The sequence below is a fragment of the Shewanella sp. 30m-14 genome, from assembly GCF_052977125.1.
This window is the reverse complement of record NZ_JBRILW010000017.1, coordinates 1-24,055: the sequence shown is the minus strand read 5'-3', so window position 1 is coordinate 24,055 and position 24,055 is coordinate 1. Positions and strand designations below refer to the sequence as shown.

The following is a 24,055-nucleotide window of genomic DNA, read 5'->3' as shown; positions in this document are numbered from 1 at the left end:
CGTTGACTCACATTAAGGATGTAACATGACTAATTTTAACCAAAACCCACTGGGTAGCGACTTACTGAGTCAATTGGACTGGGAGAAAACCGACGGCTTAATTCCGGCGATAGTGCAAAATCACCTCACAGCCAAAGTCTTAATGCTCGGTTATATGGATAAGGCTGCATTAGATCAAACCTTATCGACAGGAAAAGTCACCTTTTTCAGCCGCAGTAAACAAAGACTCTGGACTAAGGGCGAAACCTCAGGCAACACCCTCGACTTAGTATCGATTGATAAAGACTGTGACGATGACAGTTTACTCGTGCAAGTTATTCCCAACGGACCGACCTGCCATAAGGGCACAGAGAGTTGCTGGAAAGACGGTAACGCCCACAGTTTTATCGACAACTTGTCAGGCTTAATCGCATCACGTAAAGGCCAAGACCCAGAGTCAAGCTACACCGCTCACCTGTTTGAGCGTGGCACTAAACGTATCGCGCAAAAAGTCGGAGAAGAGGGGTTAGAAACGGCATTAGCCGCTGCAACCCATGACAAACCGGAATTGATTGATGAAGCCTCTGATCTGATCTATCACTTGTTAGTGCTACTTGAAGATCAAGAGTTAAGCATGCAAGACATCAATCTCAATTTGATGAAACGTCACAATAAGGCAAAGTAGAAAAATAACCTCCGCCTTAACGAGTAGGAAATGGTCGCAGTCTCTGCGGCCATTTTATTTCCTGTTTAGCCACGGCTATTCCTGCTGATAAATTTACTCTTCAGCAAAGATGAAACGAGCTTATAACTGCACTCTGAAACAATGAAACGCTTAATTGACGGGCAAGCATTATCATAAAAAGGATTGACGACTTAAAAGATAATCAATCGGTATTTAAAACCAAAAGTAGCGCATTGCTTCAATTTTGCCATCTTATTCTTGCTGATTTTGCGCAATAGAAAACACTGTTTTTACAAAGAGTAAATCCGTTATTGCTAGGGTGTTGCAATAGGTAACTTCTGATACAATCTGCGCCACTAAAATTAAGCTTCTCAATAATAAAAGTGTGCCCTATGAATCTTGCAGATAAAGTTTTAGTCGTAAATGACAACCTCCCAATTCGTACCAACAAACCTGTTCACTCAGGTAAGGTCCGCAGTGTTTACTGGTTAACCGAGGAAGATAGCGCACGGTTAATTAAAGATAAAGGTTACGATGTACCTGCCGATGCACCACTAGCCATTATGGTCATTAGCGATCGCATCTCAGCATTTGATTGCGTATGGCAAGGTGAGAACGGTTTAGATGGCGTTCCAGGAAAAGGAACGGCACTAAATGCTATCTCAAATCATTGGTTTAAACTTTTTAAAGATAAAGGCCTTGCTGATAGTCACATCTTAGACATCCCTCACCCATTGGTGTGGATTGTGCAAAAAGCACGTCCGGTGATGATTGAAGCGATTGCACGCCAATACATTACGGGTTCTATGTGGCGTTCATACACTAAAGGTGAGCGCGAGTTTTGTGGCATCACTATCCCTGAAGGCTTAGAGAAAGATCAAAAGCTACCTGAGCTATTAATCACCCCGTCGACAAAAGGTGTATTAACGGGCCTAGAAGGCGTACCTGAAGCTGATGACGTGAATGTATCTCGTAGCGATATTGAACGTCATGTTCAAGGTTTCAACTTTAGTAAGCTTGCAGACGTTGATCTTTACGAGAAGCTGCTTAAAGAAGGCTTTGATGTCATCAGTGACGCACTCGCTGAGCATGATCAGATCTTTGTTGATACCAAATTTGAATTTGGCTACGTAAACGATGCTGCTGGTAATGAAAAACTTATCTATATGGATGAGGTCGGCACGCCTGATAGCTCGCGTATTTGGGATGGTGCAGCTCACCGTGATGGCAAAATTATCGAGCAATCAAAAGAAGGTTTCAGACAGTGGCTACTTAACCACTTCCCAGACGCTGATATCTTACTCAACAAGAACCGCATGGAAGAGCGCTTTGCGCTAGCGAAAGATAATAAACTACCAGAATCTGTCATGATGGATATCTCTAACACTTATGTTGGAATTGCTGAGAAAGTGATTGGTAAGAAGCTACATATCAGCGACACACCTAAACAAGAGATCATTGATATTTTACGCGATGAATATCAGCTAATCGTTTAGTTATCCGCTCTGCTATAGTGCTGGTTAAGTGCTTTATTTAGTGCAAAAATGGGTAGATGTATGCAAGCGCGTAATGAATAAGTAGCTCAGCCAATCAAACACTGCCCTTAAACGCTAGCTATAAAGCTAAGCGCTAGATATAGAAAAGCCGCAATATCCATTGCGGCTTTTTTGTGTAGCCATGGTTAATAACAATTGCAGCGCTATTTTTAGCAACCAGATTAATTATAGATCGATGCTTCGCCTTCGGGGCGGGTTTTTAGCACCTTAAGGAACCACATATATTGCTCAGGGTACGCTAAAATAACTTGCTCAACCGCCTTATTTAAGGCGATCGCCTCATTTTCTTTACCTTGCATGGTATCGGGATCAATGGCAGGCATAACCGTTAGATCAAAATGACGTTTGTGTTGATCATAACCAATCTTTACCGGCATGACTTGAGCGTTCCCCGCCTGAGCTAAACGCCCCACTACTGGCAAGGTTGCTTTAGTCGTCCCCAAAAATGGCGCAAAGACACTCTTCTCACGACCAAGATCTTCATCGGGTAGATAAAAAAAACTATTGTCTCGCTTTAGCTCTGTCAGCAAAGCTCTGATCCCTGCTTCACGCATGTAGATATTGCCGCCTTGGGAGCTTCTCATACGATTATTGAACCAGTTAAATAATCCATTTTTATGGGCTTTTGCCATCGAAACCATAGGCAGTTCAAGATTGAGCCTAAGTCCTGCATACTCAATACCCCACACATGCGGCATGATAAAAATCACAGGCTGACCTGCAGCACGTGCTTTTTCTACATGTTCAAATCCATGAAGTTGTACACGGCGTCTCATATTCGCGCGAGATTTCGCTAACAACTCGGATTGCGCAAGTAAAATCATCACAAAATTTTCCACGTTATCTTTTATTAACGCTTCAATCTCATCATGGGATTTTTCAGGAAAGCAGGTCGTTAGATTCGCCCTTGCCACATTAATCGGCTTCTTAGCAATTTTCATCACTAGTCTGGCAAGTGTGCGTGCAATGGGATCTCTGAGCCAGGCAGGCATAAGACCAAATATTAACAACACTAAAATCGCGACCCAGGTTAGCCAATATTTAGGGTGTAACAGGCTAAAGCTAAAACGTCGATCAAAATATTTTGGCTTTCTAGACAAGGAATTAAACCTCTACTGCAAATGAATAACAGAAAAAGCCACTCGATTGAGTGGCCTCTTCATTATAACGCTAAAGCAATTACTTCTTTGCGTTAGCCTCTTCGACGCGGCTTTTCAGCTTCTGTCCCGGACGGAACGTGACTACACGACGTGCCGAAATTGGGATATCTTCTCCCGTTTTTGGGTTCCTTCCCGGTCTTTGATTCTTGTCCCTCAGGTCAAAGTTGCCAAAGCCAGACAGCTTGACCTGCTCACCACTTTCAAGAGCTAGACGAATTTCTTCGAAAAACGTCTCAACCATCTCTTTCGCTACTCTCTTGTTGATACCTAGCGTTTCAAAAAGATGTTCTGCCATTTCAGCTTTGGTAAGTGCCATACTTTTAGTCCCTCAACGATGCGTTGAACTCGTCTTTCAGAGCAGAAACCACGACGTCTACCATCTCAGCGATTTCTTTTTCTTCCAGTGTACGAGCGTTGTCTTGTAATAAGAGTGCTATTGCAAGGCTCTTTTTGCCTTCCTCTACACCTTTACCTCGGTATACATCGAACAAGTTTATGCCAACCAACTGATTTTCGCCAACTTTTCTTATCAATTTTACAACATCATCTGCTGCAATAGCGTCATCAACTACGATTGCGATATCACGACGGTTAGCTGGAAACTTAGATACAGTCTGGGCTAGCGGCAAATTAGCGTGCAATAACACGTCTAATTCTAGTTCGAAAATAATTGTCTTTCCGTTTAGGCCAAATGGCTTCTCTAGGCTTGGATGAACGGTGCCTATAATGCCAATTACGCGATCATCTCTTAAGATTTCAGCACATTGTCCCGGGTGAAGCGCTGGGTGGCTTGCCGCTCTAAAGCTAAATTCAGCTTCAGCAACCGTCAAACCGATGACCGCTTCTAAGTCACCTTTAAGGTCGAAGAAATCAACCGTTTTTGACTCCATTGACCAATGTTCATCGTTTTGGTTTCCGGCAATAACAGCTGCAAGCATAGGTTGCTGTGACACACCTGACTCAGCGGTTTCATTCGGAACAAAACGCAGACCAGTTTCAAACAGTCTTACACGGTTTTGTTGACGGCTTTGGTTGTAACCAACCGCAGTCAAAAGACCGGTGAACATAGACAGACGCATTGCTGACATTTCAACCGAAATTGGGTTCGGTAAAATCATCGCCTCTGCACCAGGGTGGAGCAACTCTTGCTGCTTAGGGTCGACGAAGCTGTATGTTACCGCTTCTTGAAAACCACGGGCAACCAACATGCTACGAACACGCTTAAGACTGATATCAGACTCTTTATGATCAGACATGCTTAATTGCGCAACAGGCGCAATATTTGGAATATTGTTGTAACCGTAAATACGGGCAACTTCTTCAATCAAGTCTTCTTCAATCGCCATATCGAAACGGTAAGTGGCTGTGATTACATTCCACTGCCCTTCACTCACTTCAACATTAAAGCCTAAGCGCTCTAGAATTTCTTTGACTTCAGCATCTTCAATATGATGACCTAAAGTCTTATCTAGTTTGCTTCGACGCAATACGATATGTGCAGGTTTTGGTAAGTTGTCTTCAGATTTAGCTTCAACGACTGGGCCTGCTTCGCCACCACAGATGTCTAGCACTAGACGGCTAGCACGGTCCATGACTTTTTGTTGCAGCTGTGGGTCAACACCACGCTCAAAACGGTGCGATGCATCAGTATGCAAACCAATCTTACGGGCTTTACCTAAAATAGCTAAAGGAGCAAAGAATGCGCATTCTAAAAGAATGTCGGTAGTTTCAGTGGTAACACCTGATTGCTCACCACCAAATACACCAGCAAGTGCTAATGGCTTAGCCTGGTCAGCAATAATCAACATACCTTCAGGAATAGTAATTTCATTGCCATCAAGTAGTGTCAGCTTCTCTTCGCCTTTAGGCTTACGAACTTGAATGCCGCCATCTAACTTAGCTAAGTCAAATGCGTGCATTGGCTGACCGAACTCAACTAATACATAGTTAGTGATATCAACGATCGGGTCGATAGAGCGAATACCACTACGACGCAGCTTTTCTTGCATCCATAGTGGCGTTTCAGCTTTAACGTTAACGTTTTTGATAACGCGGCCTAGGTAACGTCCACACTCTTGTGGCTCTTGTACGTCAATGCTCACTTCATCAGCGATAGTCGCAGCAACCGCTTCCCAAGTCGGCTCAGTTACTGATTGGCGGTTTAATACGCCAACTTCACGAGCAAGACCAGCCATACCTAGACAATCAGCGCGGTTAGCCGTTAAATCCACATCGATAACTGCGTCATCAAGATCTAAGTATTCACGTACGTCTTGGCCAATGGGTGCATCAAGTGGCAATTCAATAATGCCGTCGCTTTCAATATCAACGCCTAGCTCGCCAAACGAACACAACATACCAAATGACGGTTGACCGCGTAGCTTAGCTTTTTTAATTTTGAAATCGCCAGGTAGCACAGCGCCAACCATAGCAACTGCAACTTTAAGCCCTAGACGGCAGTTTGATGCGCCACATACGATGTCGATTAGCTCTTCGCCACCCACATTGATTTTAGTTACACGTAGTTTGTCAGCATCTGGGTGCTGACCACACTCAACAACTTCACCGACGATAACACCGCTAAACTCAGCAGCTACAGGTTCAATACCGTCAACTTCAAGACCGGCCATAGTAATTTGGTGTGATAACTCTTCGCGATTGACACTCGGGTTAACCCACTCACGAAGCCAAGATTCACTAAATTTCATGCTATTACAGCTCCGTTTATTTAAATTGCTTCAGGAAACGTAGATCGTTTTCGAAGAATGAACGTAAATCGTTAACGCCATAGCGCAACATAGAAAGACGCTCAACGCCCATACCAAACGCAAAACCAGAATATTTCTCTGGATCGATGCCTACACTACGAAGCACATTTGGATGAACCATTCCGCAACCAAGTACTTCTAACCACTTACCATTTTTACCCATTACATCAACTTCTGCTGACGGTTCAGTAAATGGGAAGTAAGAAGGACGGAAACGCACTTCTAAATCTTCTTCAAAGAAATTGCGTAAGAAATCGTGCAAAATGCCTTTTAGTTCTGCAAAGTTAACGTTCTCAGCGACAAGTAAACCTTCTACCTGGTGGAACATTGGCGTATGCGTTTGGTCATAATCGTTACGATATACACGACCAGGAGAGATAATGCGTAAAGGTGGCTTTTCATGCTCCATGGTACGGATCTGTACACCAGATGTTTGCGTACGCAACATCACTTTCGGATTAAAGTAGAAAGTGTCGTGATCTGCACGTGCAGGATGATGCTCAGAGATGTTTAATGCATCGAAGTTATGAAAGTCATCTTCGATTTCTGGGCCGTCTTTAACCGTAAAGCCTAGCTCACCAAAGAAAGCTTCAATACGCTCAATCGTGCGAGTTACAGGGTGCAGTCCACCGTTCTCAATGCGACGACCCGGCAGGCTCACATCGATACTCTCAGCTTTTAATTGCGCTTCAAGTTCAGCGGCTTTAAGACCATCAATACGAATTGACAGTTGTTGTTGAACCGCTTGTTTTGCTTGATTCACGGCTTGACCAAAAGCGGGCTTCTCTTCCGGAGGAAGTTTCCCCATCATTTTCATCATGTCGGTGATTTTACCTTTCTTACCAAGGTAATCGACACGGAGGTCATCGAGAGCTTTTAAATCTGTAGCTCCTTCGATGGCGGCTAAAGCCTGTTCTACGATCTCTGTTAACTGTGACATCATCTCTTCCAGTGCAAGTAAGTGCTAGACCTACGACTTTTGGGCTAACGTATTTTCTTAGTGAAAATAGAAAAAGACTAAAATTTTACGTTAGACAGGATGATTTGACTAGGACTAATTCACCTTTTCCCCTGCTAACTGTCTATTTTGTTTAGTCCTTATACAAGGCTTTACTCAATGAGCATTAAATCCATCAATTGTTAATCTAACTGCCACTTAGTGAAGCGGTAAAAGTACAACCTAAATCACAACAACTACTGAAAACCTAATGATAGCCACACTATTTGACTGCCAAGCCGCTACAAATTAGAAACATTAATATTCAATCACTTAAAAACAATAGTGAACAACAAACAAGCAAATTACCGATAATGAGCAAAAAAAGAGTTAAGAAACGGCATAATCTTCCGATAAATAGTCAGGTATGCGATTTATAAATAAGAGAACATTATGAAAGAAGTTAAGTTCCGCTGGGTAGATAAGTACCTTATCCATATGACACTAAAAACCAAATTCGCTCTAATGGCGATAATTCCTATCATCACGCTAGTTGGTTTGGCTGTTTTGTTAAATAGCGAATACAAACAAAACCTACTTGATGCTCAGCTCTCTCAAACCCAAGTATTCAACCAGACACTCAATGAAGCACTCGATAGCGCTTATCAATATATTCCCGAAGCAAACAGAAGCGCATTCTTAAGCTCCATTGAAGGTGAGCTCACTGTCACCCACCAGCAGACGGGGTCCAGCCAATTAGTCTCGCTTGCAGAAAGCGGCGGCAACATCAAGATTAATGGCAATAGAATAGAAAGTGTCAGCCCGGTGAGCCCAAACGGTCTGATTACAACCCTGTATGGCGAACAAATCAACGACATCCATAACGAGTATGTCGCCTATATCGCCTTAGCGATATTAATCTCGATAATCTTAATCACCAGTTACTATATCTCTAGCTTCGTTGGTGGTGCACTGTTTACCAATGTGATGGCGCTTAAAAGAGCCGCTGATGGCGATTTAACGGGTCGACTCAACTTTTTTGAAGTTAAAGACGAATTTAGCATTCTTGCGATTAGCATAGATACGCTAGTTGAGCGTCAGCATAAGCTTGTAAGCGAGATGACCAACGCCAGTTCACAGATCCGTAATATTGTGCAAGCCTTTAGAAATACTGCTGAAGAGGGCCAATCGTTAGCCATGAATCAACGCCAGCACATTGATTCTTTAGCAACCGCGATGGAGCAGATGACCGCAGCCGTCATAGAAGTTTCACGTAATGCTGAGCTTTCATCAAGTGAAACCCAAGAAGCCAATGTGCAAGTTGATGCAGGTTCTCGTGATATAGCCATCACTGTTGACGCGATAGGCAGCTTATCAAATGAAATTGCAGATGCCTCTGATGCTGTTAATAACCTCAATGAAAACGCAGCTAAAATTGACGAGGTCGTCACCACCATTAATGCCATTTCCGAGCAAACTAATTTACTCGCATTGAACGCAGCCATTGAGGCTGCCCGAGCCGGAGAGCAAGGGCGTGGCTTTGCTGTCGTTGCCGATGAAGTCAGAACTCTGGCTGGTCGAACTCAGGCTGCAACGGTTGAAATTAAAACCATGATTGAAGCGCTTCAGTCAGGTGCCCGCGACTTAAAACAGGTAATGAGTCGTACCGTAGAGAAGGCTGAGGACGGCAAGAAGCACGTACTTGACACAGGCAAAGATCTACAAGGGATTGCTCATCACAGCGCTAAAGTTTATGAGATGAGCGTTTTAATTGCGACATCTGCTGAAGAGCAATCAGCGGTCGCTAATGAAATCGCAACCAATCTAATGGATATTCGCAATCAGTCTCATGATGTGGAGCAATCAGCCAATCAATCCGTTTCAGGCTGTGATGAACTGCATGCGACAGCCGAGCAATTAGATAAACTGCTCGTTGGTCTAAAAGTATAGCGCCTGTATTAACGTTATAAAAAGCAGCCAATAGGCTGTTTTTTTTTATTTTTTGCAATAAAATAAAAACATAGATCAACGAGTTTGTTTTACAATAAAACAACAAGGCTTATATAATACGTTCAATAGGACTTCCACGCTTCATTCCTTTTTCAGTACGGATACTAAATAAGGGGATACTCTTAACCTGAGCACATAACAAACATGGCCAAAACGAGTGCAAGCTCCATAAAACTGACCAATTGGCGTTCAAGCTTGCCAATGAAATTAATGTTGGTTCAACTCATTGTTGCAGCCGTGATTATTATCGCTAGCGTAGGGTTTCTAAAATCCATTGAAACTGCCCGTTTAATCGACAACCAACAATCACTGAGTATTAATCTGGGTAAAACTATTGCGGCTAAACTGCAGCAAAAAACCAACAGAATTGAAAACCTTGCCGTATCGATAGGAACACTTGGTGAATTGTATCAACAGCAACCTAATCAATTGGATCTGGCCATTCCCGCACTGCTCAATCAACCTGGACAACAAGAGGTAATATTAGGGGGCGGCATTTGGCCTGAACCATTCGCCTTTGACACAGATAAGCGAAAAAATAGTTATTTTTGGGCACGTAATTTGGCTGATGAACTGATTAAAGTAAATGACTATAACGCCGATGCCCCCCCTCACTATTACAACGAAAACTGGTATATTCCAGCTAAGTATTACCCGACAGATACGACTTATTGGTCAAAATCTTATATTGACCCTTTCACTGAAATCCCAATGATAACGGCCTCGGTACCTATGTGGTCAGAGCATAAGTTTATCGGCGTCTCCACTGTTGATGTCGCGTTATCGAGCATTGATAATTTTTTCACCACGGCAATATCCAGCCAAGGTGGTTATGTGTTTGCTCTTGATCAACAAAACCGCTTACTGTCTTATCCAGATATCGATATCGATGATAGAACTCCAATAAAGAATCCTGAACTATTTCAGCCTTTTGCAACATTTTCTAAAACCTACACCGAATTTGCCTCATTACAGAATATCATTGCAACAATTGATGCCGACTTCATTGAAACCGCTAGTGCAACAAAAGCTTACGAAGACAAATTACTTGAAAAAGATATCACGAATGTGCCGAGCCATGAGCGTGCTAAGCTGATCGCGCTAATCAATCAAAATGCAAATAACAAGCTCATGCAAGTTAAACTTGTCGCCAGCCTGCGCTTAGATAGTGATCCTAGGCTCAAAGAGCCGGTCATAGTGACCATCTTCCTTATGCCTGGTACGTATTGGAAAATAGTGCTCGTTACCCCTATATCTAGTATTGCCTACAATAACCAATCATTAGCAAGCTCTGTTGGTATTTATCTTGTTAGCATACAGATTATTGCCTTGATGCTACTTTTCATCATGCAAAATAAACTCTTTATCACTCCAATTAGCCGTATGGTTCGAGCGTTAAATGACAGCAATGCCGCTAAAATTGAGCTTGAAGCAAGTACACGTAGTGATGAAATAGGTATGCTAGCCAAAGCCTTTAGCTCGCGTACTCGGCAGTTAGAAATAGCGTTAGCCAGCTTAGATGCAACAAACCTCGCTCTAGAGCTTCAACTGGATGTACAGCAGCAAGCACAAACAGAACTTAAACAAAGTAAAGAGCAACTGAACTCTGTACTTAACTCCGCTCATAACTTAATTTTCATTATCAATATCAAAGGTGAATTTACTCTAGTCAATGATCAATTCTGCCGCACATTGTCACGTAAGCGTGAAGATATCATTGGGGTAAGAGACCGTCTTATCATGCCAAGAGAGATAGCGCAGATAAACCATGAGAACGATCTTAAGGTTATCGAGAGTAAACTTGAACTCAGTTATGAGCAAACGTTCCCAAGGGAGGGAAAACAGCACACTTACCTTGTGACTAAGTTTCCAATTCTGGACGCACAGCAACAAGTGAGTTCGGTCGGAACCATCGCTTTCGATATCAGTGCAACTAAAGAGATTGAACTTAAGAAAAAAGCGCAGTTTGAAATACTGACAAGGGAAACAACCGATAATATCCGCTTTATTGAGCAGCTTGAGCTAACTAATAAGCGGCTACTCAGTGAAAGTGAACAAGTAAAACTTGAAACAAATCGTAGTGCTAGCTTTGAGAAGGTTAAAATTGAGAATCAAGCATTATACCCCTCTCTTGTTGCCGCAATCGTGAAACCCATCTTTAGAAAGCAAGATGATTTAGCTGCAAATGCCTACAAGTTAGCGAAAGGCGAATTGCCTATCGTAGACTTTAACTCAGAATTAGCAGAGCAAACCGTGCGCTTAAGGCACTTGGAGTACCTGTTTTCGGCCCAGGACTATGTCGCTAAGCCTATCGATTTAGTCCTACTGCTTGAGCACATCGTTGCCCTATTACAACCAAAACTCGCTTCCAACAATATTGAACTCACTGTAGATAGCGACAGTCGACTTATTGTTGATGGTGTTCATTGGCATTTTCTTCTGATTTTTTACCGCGCAATTAGCAATACCATTATCGATGCGTTTACCCAAAGAAAAGAAACGCAGCATATAAAGATAGAACTAAGCAAAAAGCAGCATCAAGTCCTAATGCGTATTTATGATAATGGTAAAGGTTTCGATGACACTAAATTAGCCGCTTTACAGCAAGTACTGAAGAATAACGAAGTCAAAGGCACGCTATCGGCACTATCAGTTTGGCTGAAAAGTGAGTTTAGAGGCCAACTTGACGTCACGCGTTTAGAGCAAGATCCGCACTACAAAACGTTATTAACCTATCAGTTAACGGTGGCGTCTTTAAGCTAAATCAAAAAAGCCGCACAAAAATGTGCGGCTCAGCTCTTTATATCAAAAAGTGTATTTTTAACGCGATACATCCACGATATAATGTCCTTGTAGCCAGTTACGACCGATTAAGAGCTTATAAGACATCTTACTTCTATCTCTTAAATTCACCTTCACTTTATACTCTTGACCCGGCTCGCCAATCTTGAGCTCAACCATATAACGGATCTCACTGCCTTGAGCATTTCGGATCAGCGAAGTTTCAACAATGCGAGACTTTACTAAATGAGACTCACCCTTTTCATTTTCAGTCATGAAGTGAATGACTTTGCCGACATTTTTTTCCATGTCAGGATCTTCATTATCAATTTTCATATCATAGGCATGCAGCGAATTCTCAACCGCGCCAGTGTCTATGCGTGTCTTAAACATTAATCCCGACTCAACAACACTAATCGCCGCCGTTGGGCCTATCAGCTTTTTCTCTGATACATCGACAACATAACGACCTTTAAGCCAGTTACGACCGATTAAGAGCTTATAGTCCATGTGACTACGATCCCTTAAATTCACCCTAACCTTACGCTCTTTGCCCTTATAGCCAACATCTAAATCGACCATATAACGAGTTTCTGTACCTTGAGAATTGCTCACCGTTGAGGTTTTTACGATTTTGGCTTTTAAACGCTGCTTCTCGCCAGCATTATTTTCAGTCGTAAAAGACACCATTTTGCCAATGTTATCTTTCATATTCTTAGCACTACCGCCCTCAACCTTTAAATCGTAGGCATGTAACGACGTGTTAACTGCCCCAGTATCGATACGGGCAACATATGAAAGGCCAGAAGCAACTGACATCTTTGCGGTTGAACCTATCACCGCTTTCTCGCTTGCTGTCGCCGACAATGATGACGTCAGGATCAATAAGCACAACCCTACGTTTTTAAGCATCGTGATTCCTTAATTCGTTAAAAAAACAACATAAATGATCTTGCGTTTATGATAGCAAGATTTAGAAGTGAATAAAGAGGTTGAGACTATCTATAGCAATTGTATGACATAGCTAAGCTGTATGAACGCTTACAACTGGGCGACTAAAAGGCCGCTATCAGTTGATAAAAAACTACCAGCATTTAATAAAAAACGTTAAATACAAACAAACTAAACAATGCGGTTGTACAGGTACAGTGGCAAAAATGCCATTTTTGATTTATATGTGTTCTTAATAGCTTAAAGTGTCGATAAAACTGCACCGCTAACCACACTAGAATAAAAGGCACAAATGGCAAAGAGATCACCAAAGGAAAAAATCCCCAACCAAGATCAAACGCATTCTCACTGAACAGTCTTAGAAAAAGCCAGAATATGAACAAACACGCATAAACAAACAAATACTGCCTATTCATAGACTTTTTAACTTTGGTCAGCATATCGCTCTCCTATACCATTGCAGCTACATTATGCCTTTAGGCAAAAGCCAACAAGCTGGAACAGCGAAAATACTGTAACTAAATATAATATTTTTGGCGTTAAGCCACTATCAAACTTGCTATTTCTTGATCAAATAAATTCTTAATAAGACATGAGAATTCAGTAATAAACACAGATTGCTCTGCAGTTGCTTTATGAGTAGAAACCCTCGCTAATATTTCTTCAAGATCATACACAATTGAGTCGACCTCACGGATCACTATGTTCCTTTGACTAAAGGTCAAAGAAGGATTTTGGCCACAAACCATAATAATTTGTGCAGCCAGTTGCTCTTCAAAAAGCTCCATTACCGTGTCTTCGGTAACACTTTGTTGCTGCGAGTTTTCAAAAATACCTAAATGTTCAGTCAGATACTGAACCAAGTGGATATAGCCGTCTTTATCGGTAACCATACTCAACCTAAAACACATCAAATGTGTTCATTGCTTATACGCTTCAATGACGAAAAGCGTTTAACAAGCCTATTATTAAATTATGTAAGAATATTATCTGAGTTTTTACCTAATTGAAAATCATCTGAATATAATTAATAAAGACTCGGCACACGTTTTTGAATACGTTAATGCTGTAACTCCTTTAGACAAGCCCTGAAACCTAAAATCATGCAAATAAAAAGGCCTGCATGCAATAGTGTAGCATTGCATGCAGGCCTTACATTTTGCTTAATCGAATATAGCTTTAACATTAGGATAGGCTATATAGAACTCATTTATCACAGGATCATCAGGTGTCCAAGCAATCAATCAGGACGTTACAACTACTTGCTAAGACTAAGCATAAAGGAGACTGGAACAGCCTTACTTATCGCTGATAAACCTGCAATTTCTCGCAATTTATCAACCCCTGAAGATAAGCCAAAGCTCTCAGCATTGACTATAGTCGGCATCACGCTAGCCACGAGGATCTTAGAGTCTGATAACTTAGCGATACTCACTGTAAACGCCATAGTTTGCTTTTTACCGTGTAATGCAACTTCAGCATCTATGCTAGTAATTAATATTGAACCAACTGGAATGTCATTGACAAGTTTAGGCTCAATGTTTGCAGAGAGTGTTAACTTAGGATATTTATCCACTTCAAATAACAATGACTCCATACGCTCATCGCGGATCTCAACATTGGTCACGACACTCGCTAACGAAATCGATAAACTGAACTTTCCCTTATCATTGAGCGTACCGGCCATCGACTCGAAATAATGGATCTCGCCTATATCGCCTTTTTTAATCGATATAAAATTCACATTTGAAGCATCATTGTCAACATTCCATGTCGCTGCTGAAGCAATAAATGATAACGGCAATAATAGTAAACCAGTGATAATACTCTTCATATTCCTTCCCTCTCGTTAAGATGATTATTGGTATTTACATCCATATTAAGTTACAGCTAATTTAGCACGCTCAAGGTAAACAAAAAGTACTTTTTGCAACACTGGCTAATTTTCACTCTTTATATTAGGGCAAGTTCTCCTATCTAGCGTAATTTCTTAACGACTAAAAACGAGTAACCAATGTAAAACGAGCTGTGCTGCCCTGACTCCTGCCCCTACTCAGTATTAAGAACATCATCAACTAAGAGTACTTCTTGGCAAACGCATTGAAAGCCAAAGGATGTGCTATTCCAATCGATATAAGAGTGTTTTTGACGAACTAATTCAAGGCGAATAAATGAGGGATTGACGATGGCCTTGCGACGTCGTTTAATGCGGAAGTCGACAGCGAAAAATACAAAAGCCGCAGAGTATGCGGCTTTTATGTTTTTAATTATGGCGCTAAACGACTTCGTTCCCAGTCATTACCAACTTTAGTATAAATAAATCGGTCATGTAGCCGGTGCTCTCCGCCCTGCCAGAATTCAATACTTTTAGGGCGAACGAGATAGCCTCCCCAAAATTTAGGTAAAGGCACATCACCATTAGAGAACTTTGCTTTCATCTCGGCGAATTTAGTCTCTAGTGCTTTTCTCGCGCTAATCGGGCTAGATTGCTTTGAAACCCAAGCGGCTATCTGACTCTCTTTAGGACGGCTGATAAAGTATTTAAGCACCTCAGTGGTAGACAGAGGTTCTGCAACGCCAGTAATAGCAACTTGCTTATCTAAACTGTGCCACGGAAATAAGATACTAACTTGAGCATTATTGGCAATATGCTGCGCTTTACGGCTCTCTAAATTAGTGAAAAAAACAAATCCATCATCACCAAAACGCTTGAGTAATACGATTCGTTGAAAAGGCTGACCATGCTCATCCACAGTGGCAACAGACATAGCTGTAGGATCTTGAATTTGTGAATCTCGAACCACTTCAAGCCAGGCGTTAAACAGGTCCATAGGATCATTGGGTACATTTTCACTATGTAACTCGCCTAATGTGTATTCGCGTCTGATATCGCTAAGTTCTGACATTTATCAATCCTTTCATCGAACCTAAAAAAAGAAGCGCTCAATTTAGCGCTTCTTTAATGATAACAATCTTAAGCATTCTACGGGAGCCTTTTGATAAAGACTCTAGCGAAATGTGCTCACCTAGTAACAGGCGACTTAGATAAAATTACTTCACTTTACCGTTAGACTCAGCCCAAACATGCAGCATCTCTAAACCAAGAGTCGCACCCGCTAATGCGGTGATTTCAGCGCTATCGTAAGCTGGAGCCACTTCTACAACATCCATACCGACAATCTTCATGCCTTTTAGACCACGAATAATCTTCATCGCTTTGTCACTTGTCAGGCCTCCACATACCGGCGTACCAGTGCCTGGTGCAAAAGCAGGATCTAAACAGTCGATATCGAAAGTCACGTAAAGCGGCATATCACCAACACGCTCACGAATTTGCGCAACAATCTCATCTGCGCTCATTTCGTTGGCGGCGGCTGCATCGATCACTTTGAAAAGATGGTTTGCAGTATCGTACTCGGTACGAATACCCACTTGAATTGAGTTTTCTGCAGCAATTAGGCCTTCAATTGGAGCATGATAGAACATGGTACCGTGATCATACTTACTACCTTGACTATATGTGTCGGTATGCGCATCAAAATGCAATAGTGCCATCTTACCGTGCTTCTTATAGTGAGCACGTAGTAGAGGCAGAGTCACAAAGTGATCGCCACCAAAGCTAAGCATCGCCTTATCTGCCTCTAGGATCTTGGTCGCGAAATCTTCTACACGCTGGGTAAAGTCAGCTGAATCACCACAGTTATAAACTAAGTCACCGGCATCAACGATTTTCACGTGGTCACTTAATTTAAACTGATAAGGCCAACGGGTCTCTTCCCACGCCAAGTTCACTGAAGCGTTACGAATAGCGCCAGGGCCCATACGGCCGCCAGAGCGGCCAGTAGTCGCCATATCAAATGGTAAGCCTAGTACTACGACATCTGCGTCACCTTCAAGCGGTTTAAAGTCTAACGGCTGTCTTAAGTAACCAAATGCATTTGAGTAAAGCGAATAATCAGGCTTATCTGCAATAGTGGTCATACATACTCCATAAAGTGTCTAGAGTCACAATACTTCAGCTAATAGCGTCTCACAATCAGACTGAATATAGTGATTATAATTAAAGTCATTGAGTTGATTTAACTGTAGATCACAACTCGCTAGCCTTCGATGTGAAGGAAAGCCTAGGTTGTCTATCTGCATATTCATCCCAATGATGTCCCAACTGCTGGGGTTCAATATATTTAACATCTCAACAAAAATATTGAACGGATAGTGTAAAAAATTCAAGTTAGTTTCAATACTCACGTAAGAGCTTCGCTCCTGAGGCGTGATATGTATGGTCAGAAACTTGTCTTCAAACAGTCCATTGATTGAATAGCCACACGGTTGAAACAAGTGATCGTCAAACTCAAAATGAGGTAACAAACGTTCAAGATCCAATAAGGTGCGGATCTCTGTCGCCGACTGCCTTTCCCCACGTAGATACTGAGCCACCGCCCCCTTGATGTGATACATCAACAAGCACGAACTCGCATCACTTTTTTGCGCGTTCTCGCTGCAATACAGGTAGTGGTGATGGTTATCTAAATGTCCAACTCGATAAGCTGTGCCTGCCATTTTTGCGTTAAGCTGTTCAACGTCGTCTTCAAAGCGCGTCGCTTGTAAGTGGGATAAAAACTCACTTTTACGTTGGTAGCTTAATCCGGATATGTGCTCGGTCCCAACCCTATCAATAACACACATCACGGCATCGATAAGGCGTGTATTACCACAGGTGATTAGCAGCAATTTTTGCTCCCAAACAAATAAGCTCGACTCACTTAATACATAAGCATCGCAGTGCGAATTTGAAAGGCTCGACAGGATCTCGGCATCTGCAAAACTTAATACTTGCTGCCAAAATGAATGAGGTAAAAAGCGTAGTGACACAGAACTACTCTTGACTTGTAGCTCTATTTTCTTTTCTGAACCTTCAAAAAACATCCTATCGGGGCTCCTAACCATATCGATTTTTTAACGCTGAACACACCTTACATCTACGTCATGAACGTACTTATAAAGGCTAGCAGCCGCCTTGCATGCTGACGTAAAAACAAAACCAGCTTCAAGCGAACTTAAAGCTGGTTATAGCAAACAAGCTATTTATACCATTGTGGCATAGCTTACGCGCAGCTCATCTCTGGGTTAAGAGAAATCTTCTAGGTAAGTGTAACCTTTAAGACCTAACTGCAGCTCTTCAAGAATATTGGCGCGTTCATCTTCAGCAATATGCTTGTTCACTAACTCTTCATAGGTTCTCATAAATGAAACCGCATCCAAGTTCACATACCTCAGTACGTCAGCAACCGTATCACCAGCTAATACCGACTCAACGTTAGTGCGGGCATCTTCGTCCAAACGAACAACCGCCGAGTTTGTATCACCAAATAGGTTATGCATATCACCTAAAATCTCTTGATATGCGCCTACCAAGAAGAAGCCGATTAAATATGGGCTCTCTTGTGTCCATGCAGGCACGGGTAGCGTGGTTTCAATACCTTGACCGTCTACGTACTGATCTACGGTCCCGTCAGAGTCACAAGTAATATCTAGCATAACAGCGCGACTTTCTGGCTTTTTATCTAAACCAGACAGAGGCATCACAGGAAATACCTGATCGATACCCCATGCATCAGGAAGCGACTGGAACAAAGAGAAGTTTACAAAGAACTTGTCAGCTAACTTTTCGTTTAACTCATCTATAATCGGTCTATGGAAACGATACTTAGCGCTCATGCTGCCCTGAAGTTCGTAACAAACACGTAAATTAACCTGCTCAGCCCATGCTCGCTCGGCTAATCCCAACTGACCAACAGCAAACAGAGAGTGAACTTCGGTCAGATCGCTTTGGCAATCATGGAAAATTTCAATCAAAGCACGCTGGTCTGCTTTACCACTGACTTCAACCCACGACTGCCACATGTTGTGCAATAACTGAGGTGCATCTTCCGCTGGCGGTTGAATATCTTCAGGCTTATATGCTTCAGTACCGATCACATCAGTTAGCAATACCGCATGGTGTGCAGTTAAGTAACGACCAGACTCAGAGATAATTCTCGGCATTGGCTGTTCGTACTCTTTACACATATCGGTCAACACACTAACGATATTGTTAGCGTACTCGGTTAAGCCGTAGTTCATTGAATGACTACTTTGGCTTCGAGTACCATCATAATCAACAGCAAGACCGCCACCGACGTCGAAACACTTAACGCTAGCGCCAAGCTTCATCAACTCGCAGTAGAAACGACCCGCTTCACTTACGCCTTGTCTAATATCACGGATATTGGCAATTTGAGAACCTAGGTGGAAGTGCAGTAACTCTAATGACTCAAGCATATTTTCATGCTTAAGCGAATTGATCACTTGCAATACCTGTGCAGCACTTAGGCCAAACTTAGACTTCTCGCCGCCACTGGCCTGCCACTTGCCCTTGCCTTGGAATGCAAGACGTACACGTAAGCCTAAGCGAGGTCTTACACCTAACTCTTTCGCTTGCTCAAGTACGACTTTAAGCTCTGACATCTTCTCAAGGACAATGTACACCTTGTGGCCAAGCTTCTCGCCAATTAGCGCAAGTCGAATGTACTCTTTATCTTTGTAGCCGTTACAGATAATAACAGAGCTTGCCTTTTGTGCCATTGCCAAAACAGCCATTAGCTCTGGCTTACTGCCCGCCTCTAGGCCAAGCTGTGGCACTTCTTTTGCCACTTGGCTAGCCAGGATCTCTTCCACAACAGTTTGCTGTTGGTTTACTTTGATCGGATAAACAAGCAAGTAATCATTTTCATATTGATACTTTTGAATAGCCTGATTAAATGCCTGACACAGACTATTAACTCTATGATGTAAAATTTGTGGGAAACGCACCAAAACAGGTAAAGCCACGCCCGACTTAACCATATCTTTTGCCATTTCATTTAAACCAATCTTACAGTCTGGACGACTTGGATCCGGTGAAACGGTCACCTCGCCCTCATCGCTAATGCCGTATAATCCTTGGCTCCAGTGATTTACGTTGTAACTTGCGCGTGCATCATCAATAGACCAATTGCTCATATTTGTCCTAACCTGTGTATTTAACTCAATTAAGTTGACTGAATACTAAGGTTGCAATCAACTTGCGAATATTTTAATCAGTAAAATTCTGATCGACCTATAAAGTATAAACTGTTTAAGTAAACTCTCTACGACCACACAACGCGTAGCTGCAAGAGCATTAACTTACTTAACAACAAGCCATCTCTCAAAAGTAGAGATCACTTCAAATTCTTATGAAGTAATAAATGTATGCCTTTAAAACTAGCATGTAAAACTTAATCCATAAAAATCTATTTGTTACTTCAAGTATCGCCTAACCATTGCAAGGCACTTTTTTAATGAGAATACGAACGAAGCGCTTTTCCCACTGATTTTTGCGGCGCAATTAAACCTTGAGACTCATGATAATGCAAGACTCATAAGCGCATTTAGTGGTAATTAATCCCCAAATTATCATTAGCTTATAATAGGGTGATAACATTACGTAGCATTTCCTCCCTAATTCGTGATAAATGCCCTTTTGTCATTACAGTGAAATACGAGCTATTGAGCATTAGTTTCAACGGGCTAAAGCATATTGAAACAATTTCCACTATAATCGCAGCTGAAATTAATCGTTACTGTTTTTAAAGTAGAGAACATCATGATCCAGATAGGTAAAACCTGTAAGCTCGAAGTCGTCAAACAAGTTGATTTTGGTGTCTATTTAGACGCGAAAGAGATGGGCCAGGTACTGCTTCCTCGTAAGGCTGTGCCGAAGGATTGCCGAGTCGGAGATATGGTTAATGTATTTCTCTATCTAGACTCAGAAGACATGATCATTGCGACCACGAGCCGCCCATACGCTCAAGTGGGTCAATTTGCTTATTTGGAAGCAAAAGAAAACGGCCCATACGGTACGTTTTTGGATTGGGGCTTAGAAAAAGACTTATTATTACCTTTTGGTGAGCAACATCGAGAGATTGAAGTTGGAAAGTCGTACCTCGTTTATATCTATACTAGCCATGTTGATGACCGAATTGTTGCGTCTGCAAAAGTAGATAAATTTCTTGACCTCACTCAGCCAACATTCCGCGAAGATGAAGAAGTTAACCTTATTATTGGTGGCAGCACCGATCTTGGCTACAAAGCGATTATCAATAACACCCATTGGGGCGTACTGTATAAGAACGAGGTTTATACTCGCTTAAGCTTTGGCCAAAAGCTTAAAGGCTTCATTAAGCGCATGAGAAGCGACGGTAAAATCGACCTGATTTTACAAAAAGGAGCAAAAGAAGAGCTAGATAAGCATTCAGTGACTATCATGATCAAGCTCAAGCAAGCTGGCGGCTTCTTACCACTTAATGATAAGACCGATGCAGAAGTTATTTACTCTCAGCTATCGATGAGTAAAAAAGCCTTTAAAAAGAGTATCGGTGGCCTATATAAAAACAAACAGATCACTATTTCTCCAGATGGCATCCGTCTAGAAGAATAAATTAAATCGCTATATTGCTTATAAACAAAGCAATTGCGTAGTTAACTCGATTAAAGCTTCTTTGCATTAAAGCATGGCTCTGTTATAACAAAGTCATGCTTTTTTATTAAGAGGTGAATATGGAGCTGACTCCACACGAAGCGCGCATTATTGGTGTATTACTCGAAAAAGAGATCACCACGCCAGAACAATACCCACTTTCTCTCAACAGTTTAACCTCTGGCTGTAATCAAAAAACCAGCCGTGATCCGGTTCTGGATCTCAGTGAATCAGAAGTACAAAATACCTTAGATAATCTCACCAAAAAAAGGCTGATCTCAGAACAATCAGGTTTTGGCAGTCGAGTGGTAAAATACAAGCATCGTTTTTGTAATACTGAGTTTAGCGATCTACAACTTAAATCTTCTGAATTAGCAGTTATCTGCCTTCTATTACTCAGAGGGCCACAAACACCAGGCGAACTAAGAACCCGAAGTAATCGATTACACGAATTTCATGATGTCAGCGAAGTTGAAGCGACGCTAAATGAACTCCAAAGGCGAGAGTCCCCTCTTGTGATGTTATTAGCTAAAGAGCCTGGTAAGCGTGAAGCTCGCTACCGCCAACTGTTTACTGAGGCCAATGACAGTGAATTACACTCTCAACCATCTCAAAATGCAGATCATGCAATCATTCAACAAAATAGTGGGCTTGAAACGAGAGTTAACATACTTGAACAAGAAGTCATTGAGTTAAAAGCACTGCTCAAGCAACTGCTGGATAAATGATAAAGCTTAACTATCTATCATGTTAATTTACCAGGTTAAGGTTAACCCATTTAATCAATAGGTGTTAACCTGACCCTTTCTACCGCTCTTCACATTAAGGGATTAGTTTGCAAAACGCCCCCCAAAAAAATAGTATGCTTCGAAATACGCTTTTACTTGCACAATTCGAAGTCAAAAAGATGCTATTCAATCCTAGAGGATTAATCGCTCTTGTCGCATTCGCCCTCGTTTGGCTACTGATCTTGCTCTACCCCATTAGTGGCGCATCAAGCTTTTTGATCAATCCAGATTTTAGAGGATTAATAGAAGGCATTTTTGGCCAACAAGCAGTCAGTGAACTCTTTAAATGGCCTGTTGCCGAAATGGCCGTCTACTGGATTGCTGCGCTTTATATCTTCCCTCTTTTCAGTATTTTTGTATCCGCGGATCAGTTTGCAACAGATAAATCCCGAGGAACCTTTCGATTTTTAACCCTTAGGGTGGGTCGAGACAGCCTATTCTTTGGCCGCTTTCTCGGTCATATGGCACTGCAAAGCTTGCTGCTAGCCTTAACCGTTATCGCGACGATCTTATTCGCAATTAGCAGAGATCCGAGTTTACTCATACCGGCGCTATTTTCCGGACTCATCGTTACCCTTAATTTGATTATAGTGTTGCTGCCCTACACCGCATTAATGGCAATTCTGTCTCTTTATGCGAGCTCTGCCCGCCAAGCAACGATCTATGCCATCTTAGTCTGGGCAGCTATGTCTATTAGCATCGCGATTATCAACAACTACTTACCTATTATTAGTGAATTAAAGTGGCTTCTTCCTGGCTCGCAGATTTCGTTAATGATAAATACCCAAGGGCTTAGCAGCTTTATGTATGCTCCAGTGCCGTTAATCCAAGCCGTTGTGCTGTTATTTTTAGGCAAAATGTATATCAATAGGAGCGCACTATGAGTTTAATTAACTGCAAAGGTCTATCTAAGTCCTACGGCAATAAACAAGCGCTAAAGCAAGTTGATATTACACTCGATGCAGGCAGGCCTATAGCACTGGTTGGCCCTAATGGTGCAGGTAAAACCACGCTATTTAGTCTGTTGTGCGGCTATATCACACCAACATCTGGAGAAGTAACATTATTAGGCCACAAGCCTGGTAGTCCTGAGCTACTTGGACGTATTGCCTCACTACCACAAGATGCTGCGCTTGATCCAAATCTTGATGTGATCAGTCAGCTAACGTTGTTTGCTACCTTGCAAGGTTATGCTAAAAAACAGGCAAAAGCAGAAGCTCTACGAGTATTGTCTTTAGTTGATCTAGCCGATAGCGCCCAGCAAAAACCCAAGTCATTAAGCCATGGCATGTCAAAGCGTGTGTCTATTGCACAAGCGCTGATAGGCTCACCAGAGCTGGTTTTACTAGACGAACCTACGGCGGGTTTAGATCCTGCAAATGCGAAGAAAATCCGTGAGCTAGTTAAATTTCTCTCAGATAGAATGACTTTTGTCATTAGTTCACACAATTTGGATGAGCTTGAAAAACTATGCGATCAAGTACTTTATCTTGAGCAAGGCCAACTCAGCCAATCAGTGTCTATGAATGAGTCTCAGCATGAAGATTATTTAACACTAACGATGCAGCAATGTGAGGCAAGCTCCCTTATAGAAGCGGTATTGGGATTGGCGGATATCAGCTCCATAGAGGAGCGTCAGTCTAACCAGTTTCTCATCAAACATAATAGCGAAGAAGCCTATGCAATTGAGATGGCGTTGTTAACCCTATTTAAACAGCATAACTGGCAATATAAAGCGTTGTTGAAAGGTCGAACGTTAGAAGAGAAGCTATTCTCCTAGTGGACACAATCACTCGCCTTATTATTAAACGGTGCCATTAGGCGCTAATGCCGTTCACTTAAGGTGAACGGCATTTTTATTTTTGGCATACCGTTGAGGCCTTGGTTTTACTGTTCTGGGG

19 protein-coding genes are annotated in these 24,055 nt (G+C 42.0%); 8 read left to right on the top strand and 11 right to left on the bottom strand.

Translation table 11 applies throughout. The annotated features are described in order from the left end of the window. Positions 1-25 precede the first annotated feature (25 nt). Positions 26-664 (top strand): bifunctional phosphoribosyl-AMP cyclohydrolase/phosphoribosyl-ATP diphosphatase HisIE, encoded by a 639-nt coding sequence (hisIE, locus tag ACVBIU_RS13350; RefSeq protein WP_447164057.1) that lies wholly within the window; start codon positions 26-28, stop codon positions 662-664. Between the two features lie 392 nt (positions 665-1,056). Beyond that, complete coding sequence (locus tag ACVBIU_RS13345) at positions 1,057-2,160, top strand: phosphoribosylaminoimidazolesuccinocarboxamide synthase (protein ID WP_447159928.1); 1,104 nt, start codon at positions 1,057-1,059, stop codon at positions 2,158-2,160. 221 nt (positions 2,161-2,381) lie between these two features. Here ACVBIU_RS13345 and lpxM read toward each other — a convergent pair whose 3' ends face one another. The 4 genes from lpxM to pheS all read right to left on the bottom strand — a co-directional run bounded on the left by lpxM (position 2,382) and on the right by pheS (position 7,088). After that, positions 2,382-3,320, bottom strand: coding sequence for a lauroyl-Kdo(2)-lipid IV(A) myristoyltransferase (gene lpxM, locus ACVBIU_RS13340; RefSeq protein ID WP_447159929.1), 939 nt, complete (start codon positions 3,318-3,320; stop codon positions 2,382-2,384). A gap of 79 nt (positions 3,321-3,399) precedes the next feature. Continuing rightward, on the bottom strand, positions 3,400-3,696 hold the full coding sequence (gene ihfA, locus ACVBIU_RS13335; protein ID WP_142870772.1) for an integration host factor subunit alpha: 297 nt from the start codon (positions 3,694-3,696) through the stop codon (positions 3,400-3,402). Positions 3,697-3,700: 4 nt separating this feature from the next. Continuing rightward, complete coding sequence (gene pheT / locus ACVBIU_RS13330; protein ID WP_447164056.1) at positions 3,701-6,088, bottom strand: phenylalanine--tRNA ligase subunit beta; 2,388 nt, start codon at positions 6,086-6,088, stop codon at positions 3,701-3,703. A 16-nt stretch (positions 6,089-6,104) separates the two neighbouring features. Further along, positions 6,105-7,088, bottom strand: coding sequence for a phenylalanine--tRNA ligase subunit alpha (gene pheS / locus ACVBIU_RS13325; RefSeq protein WP_447164055.1), 984 nt, complete (start codon positions 7,086-7,088; stop codon positions 6,105-6,107). Between the two features lie 450 nt (positions 7,089-7,538). Between pheS and ACVBIU_RS13320 the strand changes: the two genes are divergently transcribed. Beyond that, positions 7,539-9,035, top strand: coding sequence for a methyl-accepting chemotaxis protein (locus tag ACVBIU_RS13320; RefSeq protein WP_447159932.1), 1,497 nt, complete (start codon positions 7,539-7,541; stop codon positions 9,033-9,035). Between the two features lie 261 nt (positions 9,036-9,296). Next, positions 9,297-11,858 (top strand): PDC sensor domain-containing protein, encoded by a 2,562-nt coding sequence (locus ACVBIU_RS13315; RefSeq protein ID WP_447164054.1) that lies wholly within the window; start codon positions 9,297-9,299, stop codon positions 11,856-11,858. Between the two features lie 57 nt (positions 11,859-11,915). Here the strand turns inward: ACVBIU_RS13315 and ACVBIU_RS13310 are convergent, their stop codons facing one another. The 7 genes from ACVBIU_RS13310 to speA all read right to left on the bottom strand — a co-directional run bounded on the left by ACVBIU_RS13310 (position 11,916) and on the right by speA (position 19,868). Beyond that, positions 11,916-12,788 carry a putative ATP-dependent zinc protease gene (locus ACVBIU_RS13310; RefSeq protein ID WP_447159934.1) on the bottom strand — a complete coding sequence of 291 codons (873 nt, stop codon included), beginning with the start codon at positions 12,786-12,788 and terminating at the stop codon, positions 11,916-11,918. A gap of 578 nt (positions 12,789-13,366) precedes the next feature. Next, complete coding sequence (locus tag ACVBIU_RS13305) at positions 13,367-13,720, bottom strand: DUF3802 family protein (RefSeq protein WP_447159935.1); 354 nt, start codon at positions 13,718-13,720, stop codon at positions 13,367-13,369. Positions 13,721-14,085: 365 nt separating this feature from the next. Continuing rightward, positions 14,086-14,661 (bottom strand): YceI family protein, encoded by a 576-nt coding sequence (locus ACVBIU_RS13300; protein ID WP_447159936.1) that lies wholly within the window; start codon positions 14,659-14,661, stop codon positions 14,086-14,088. 433 nt (positions 14,662-15,094) lie between these two features. Next, positions 15,095-15,733: a pyridoxamine 5'-phosphate oxidase gene (pdxH, locus tag ACVBIU_RS13295; protein ID WP_447159937.1), complete on the bottom strand. Its 639-nt coding sequence runs from the start codon at positions 15,731-15,733 to the stop codon at positions 15,095-15,097. Positions 15,734-15,878: 145 nt separating this feature from the next. Then, complete coding sequence (speB, locus tag ACVBIU_RS13290; RefSeq protein ID WP_447159938.1) at positions 15,879-16,808, bottom strand: agmatinase; 930 nt, start codon at positions 16,806-16,808, stop codon at positions 15,879-15,881. A 24-nt stretch (positions 16,809-16,832) separates the two neighbouring features. Beyond that, a complete protein-coding gene (locus ACVBIU_RS13285) occupies positions 16,833-17,753 on the bottom strand; it encodes an adenosylmethionine decarboxylase (RefSeq protein ID WP_447164053.1) in 921 nt (306 codons plus the stop codon). Between the two features lie 201 nt (positions 17,754-17,954). Further along, a complete protein-coding gene (gene speA / locus ACVBIU_RS13280; protein ID WP_447159940.1) occupies positions 17,955-19,868 on the bottom strand; it encodes a biosynthetic arginine decarboxylase in 1,914 nt (637 codons plus the stop codon). A 625-nt stretch (positions 19,869-20,493) separates the two neighbouring features. Between speA and ACVBIU_RS13275 the strand changes: the two genes are divergently transcribed. From ACVBIU_RS13275 to ACVBIU_RS13260, 4 genes are all read left to right on the top strand, one after another. Beyond that, positions 20,494-21,327, top strand: a complete 834-nt coding sequence (locus tag ACVBIU_RS13275) for a CvfB family protein (RefSeq protein ID WP_447159941.1) — start codon at positions 20,494-20,496, stop codon at positions 21,325-21,327. A gap of 119 nt (positions 21,328-21,446) precedes the next feature. Next, a complete protein-coding gene (locus ACVBIU_RS13270; protein WP_447164052.1) occupies positions 21,447-22,094 on the top strand; it encodes a YceH family protein in 648 nt (215 codons plus the stop codon). A 134-nt stretch (positions 22,095-22,228) separates the two neighbouring features. After that, entirely contained in the window at positions 22,229-23,038 is an 810-nt protein-coding gene (locus ACVBIU_RS13265) for an ABC transporter permease (protein ID WP_447160017.1), read from the top strand. Further along, on the top strand, positions 23,035-23,934 hold the full coding sequence (locus tag ACVBIU_RS13260; RefSeq protein ID WP_447159943.1) for an ABC transporter ATP-binding protein: 900 nt from the start codon (positions 23,035-23,037) through the stop codon (positions 23,932-23,934). The genes ACVBIU_RS13265 and ACVBIU_RS13260 overlap by 4 nt, the downstream gene beginning before the upstream one ends. Positions 23,935-24,055 lie beyond the last annotated feature (121 nt).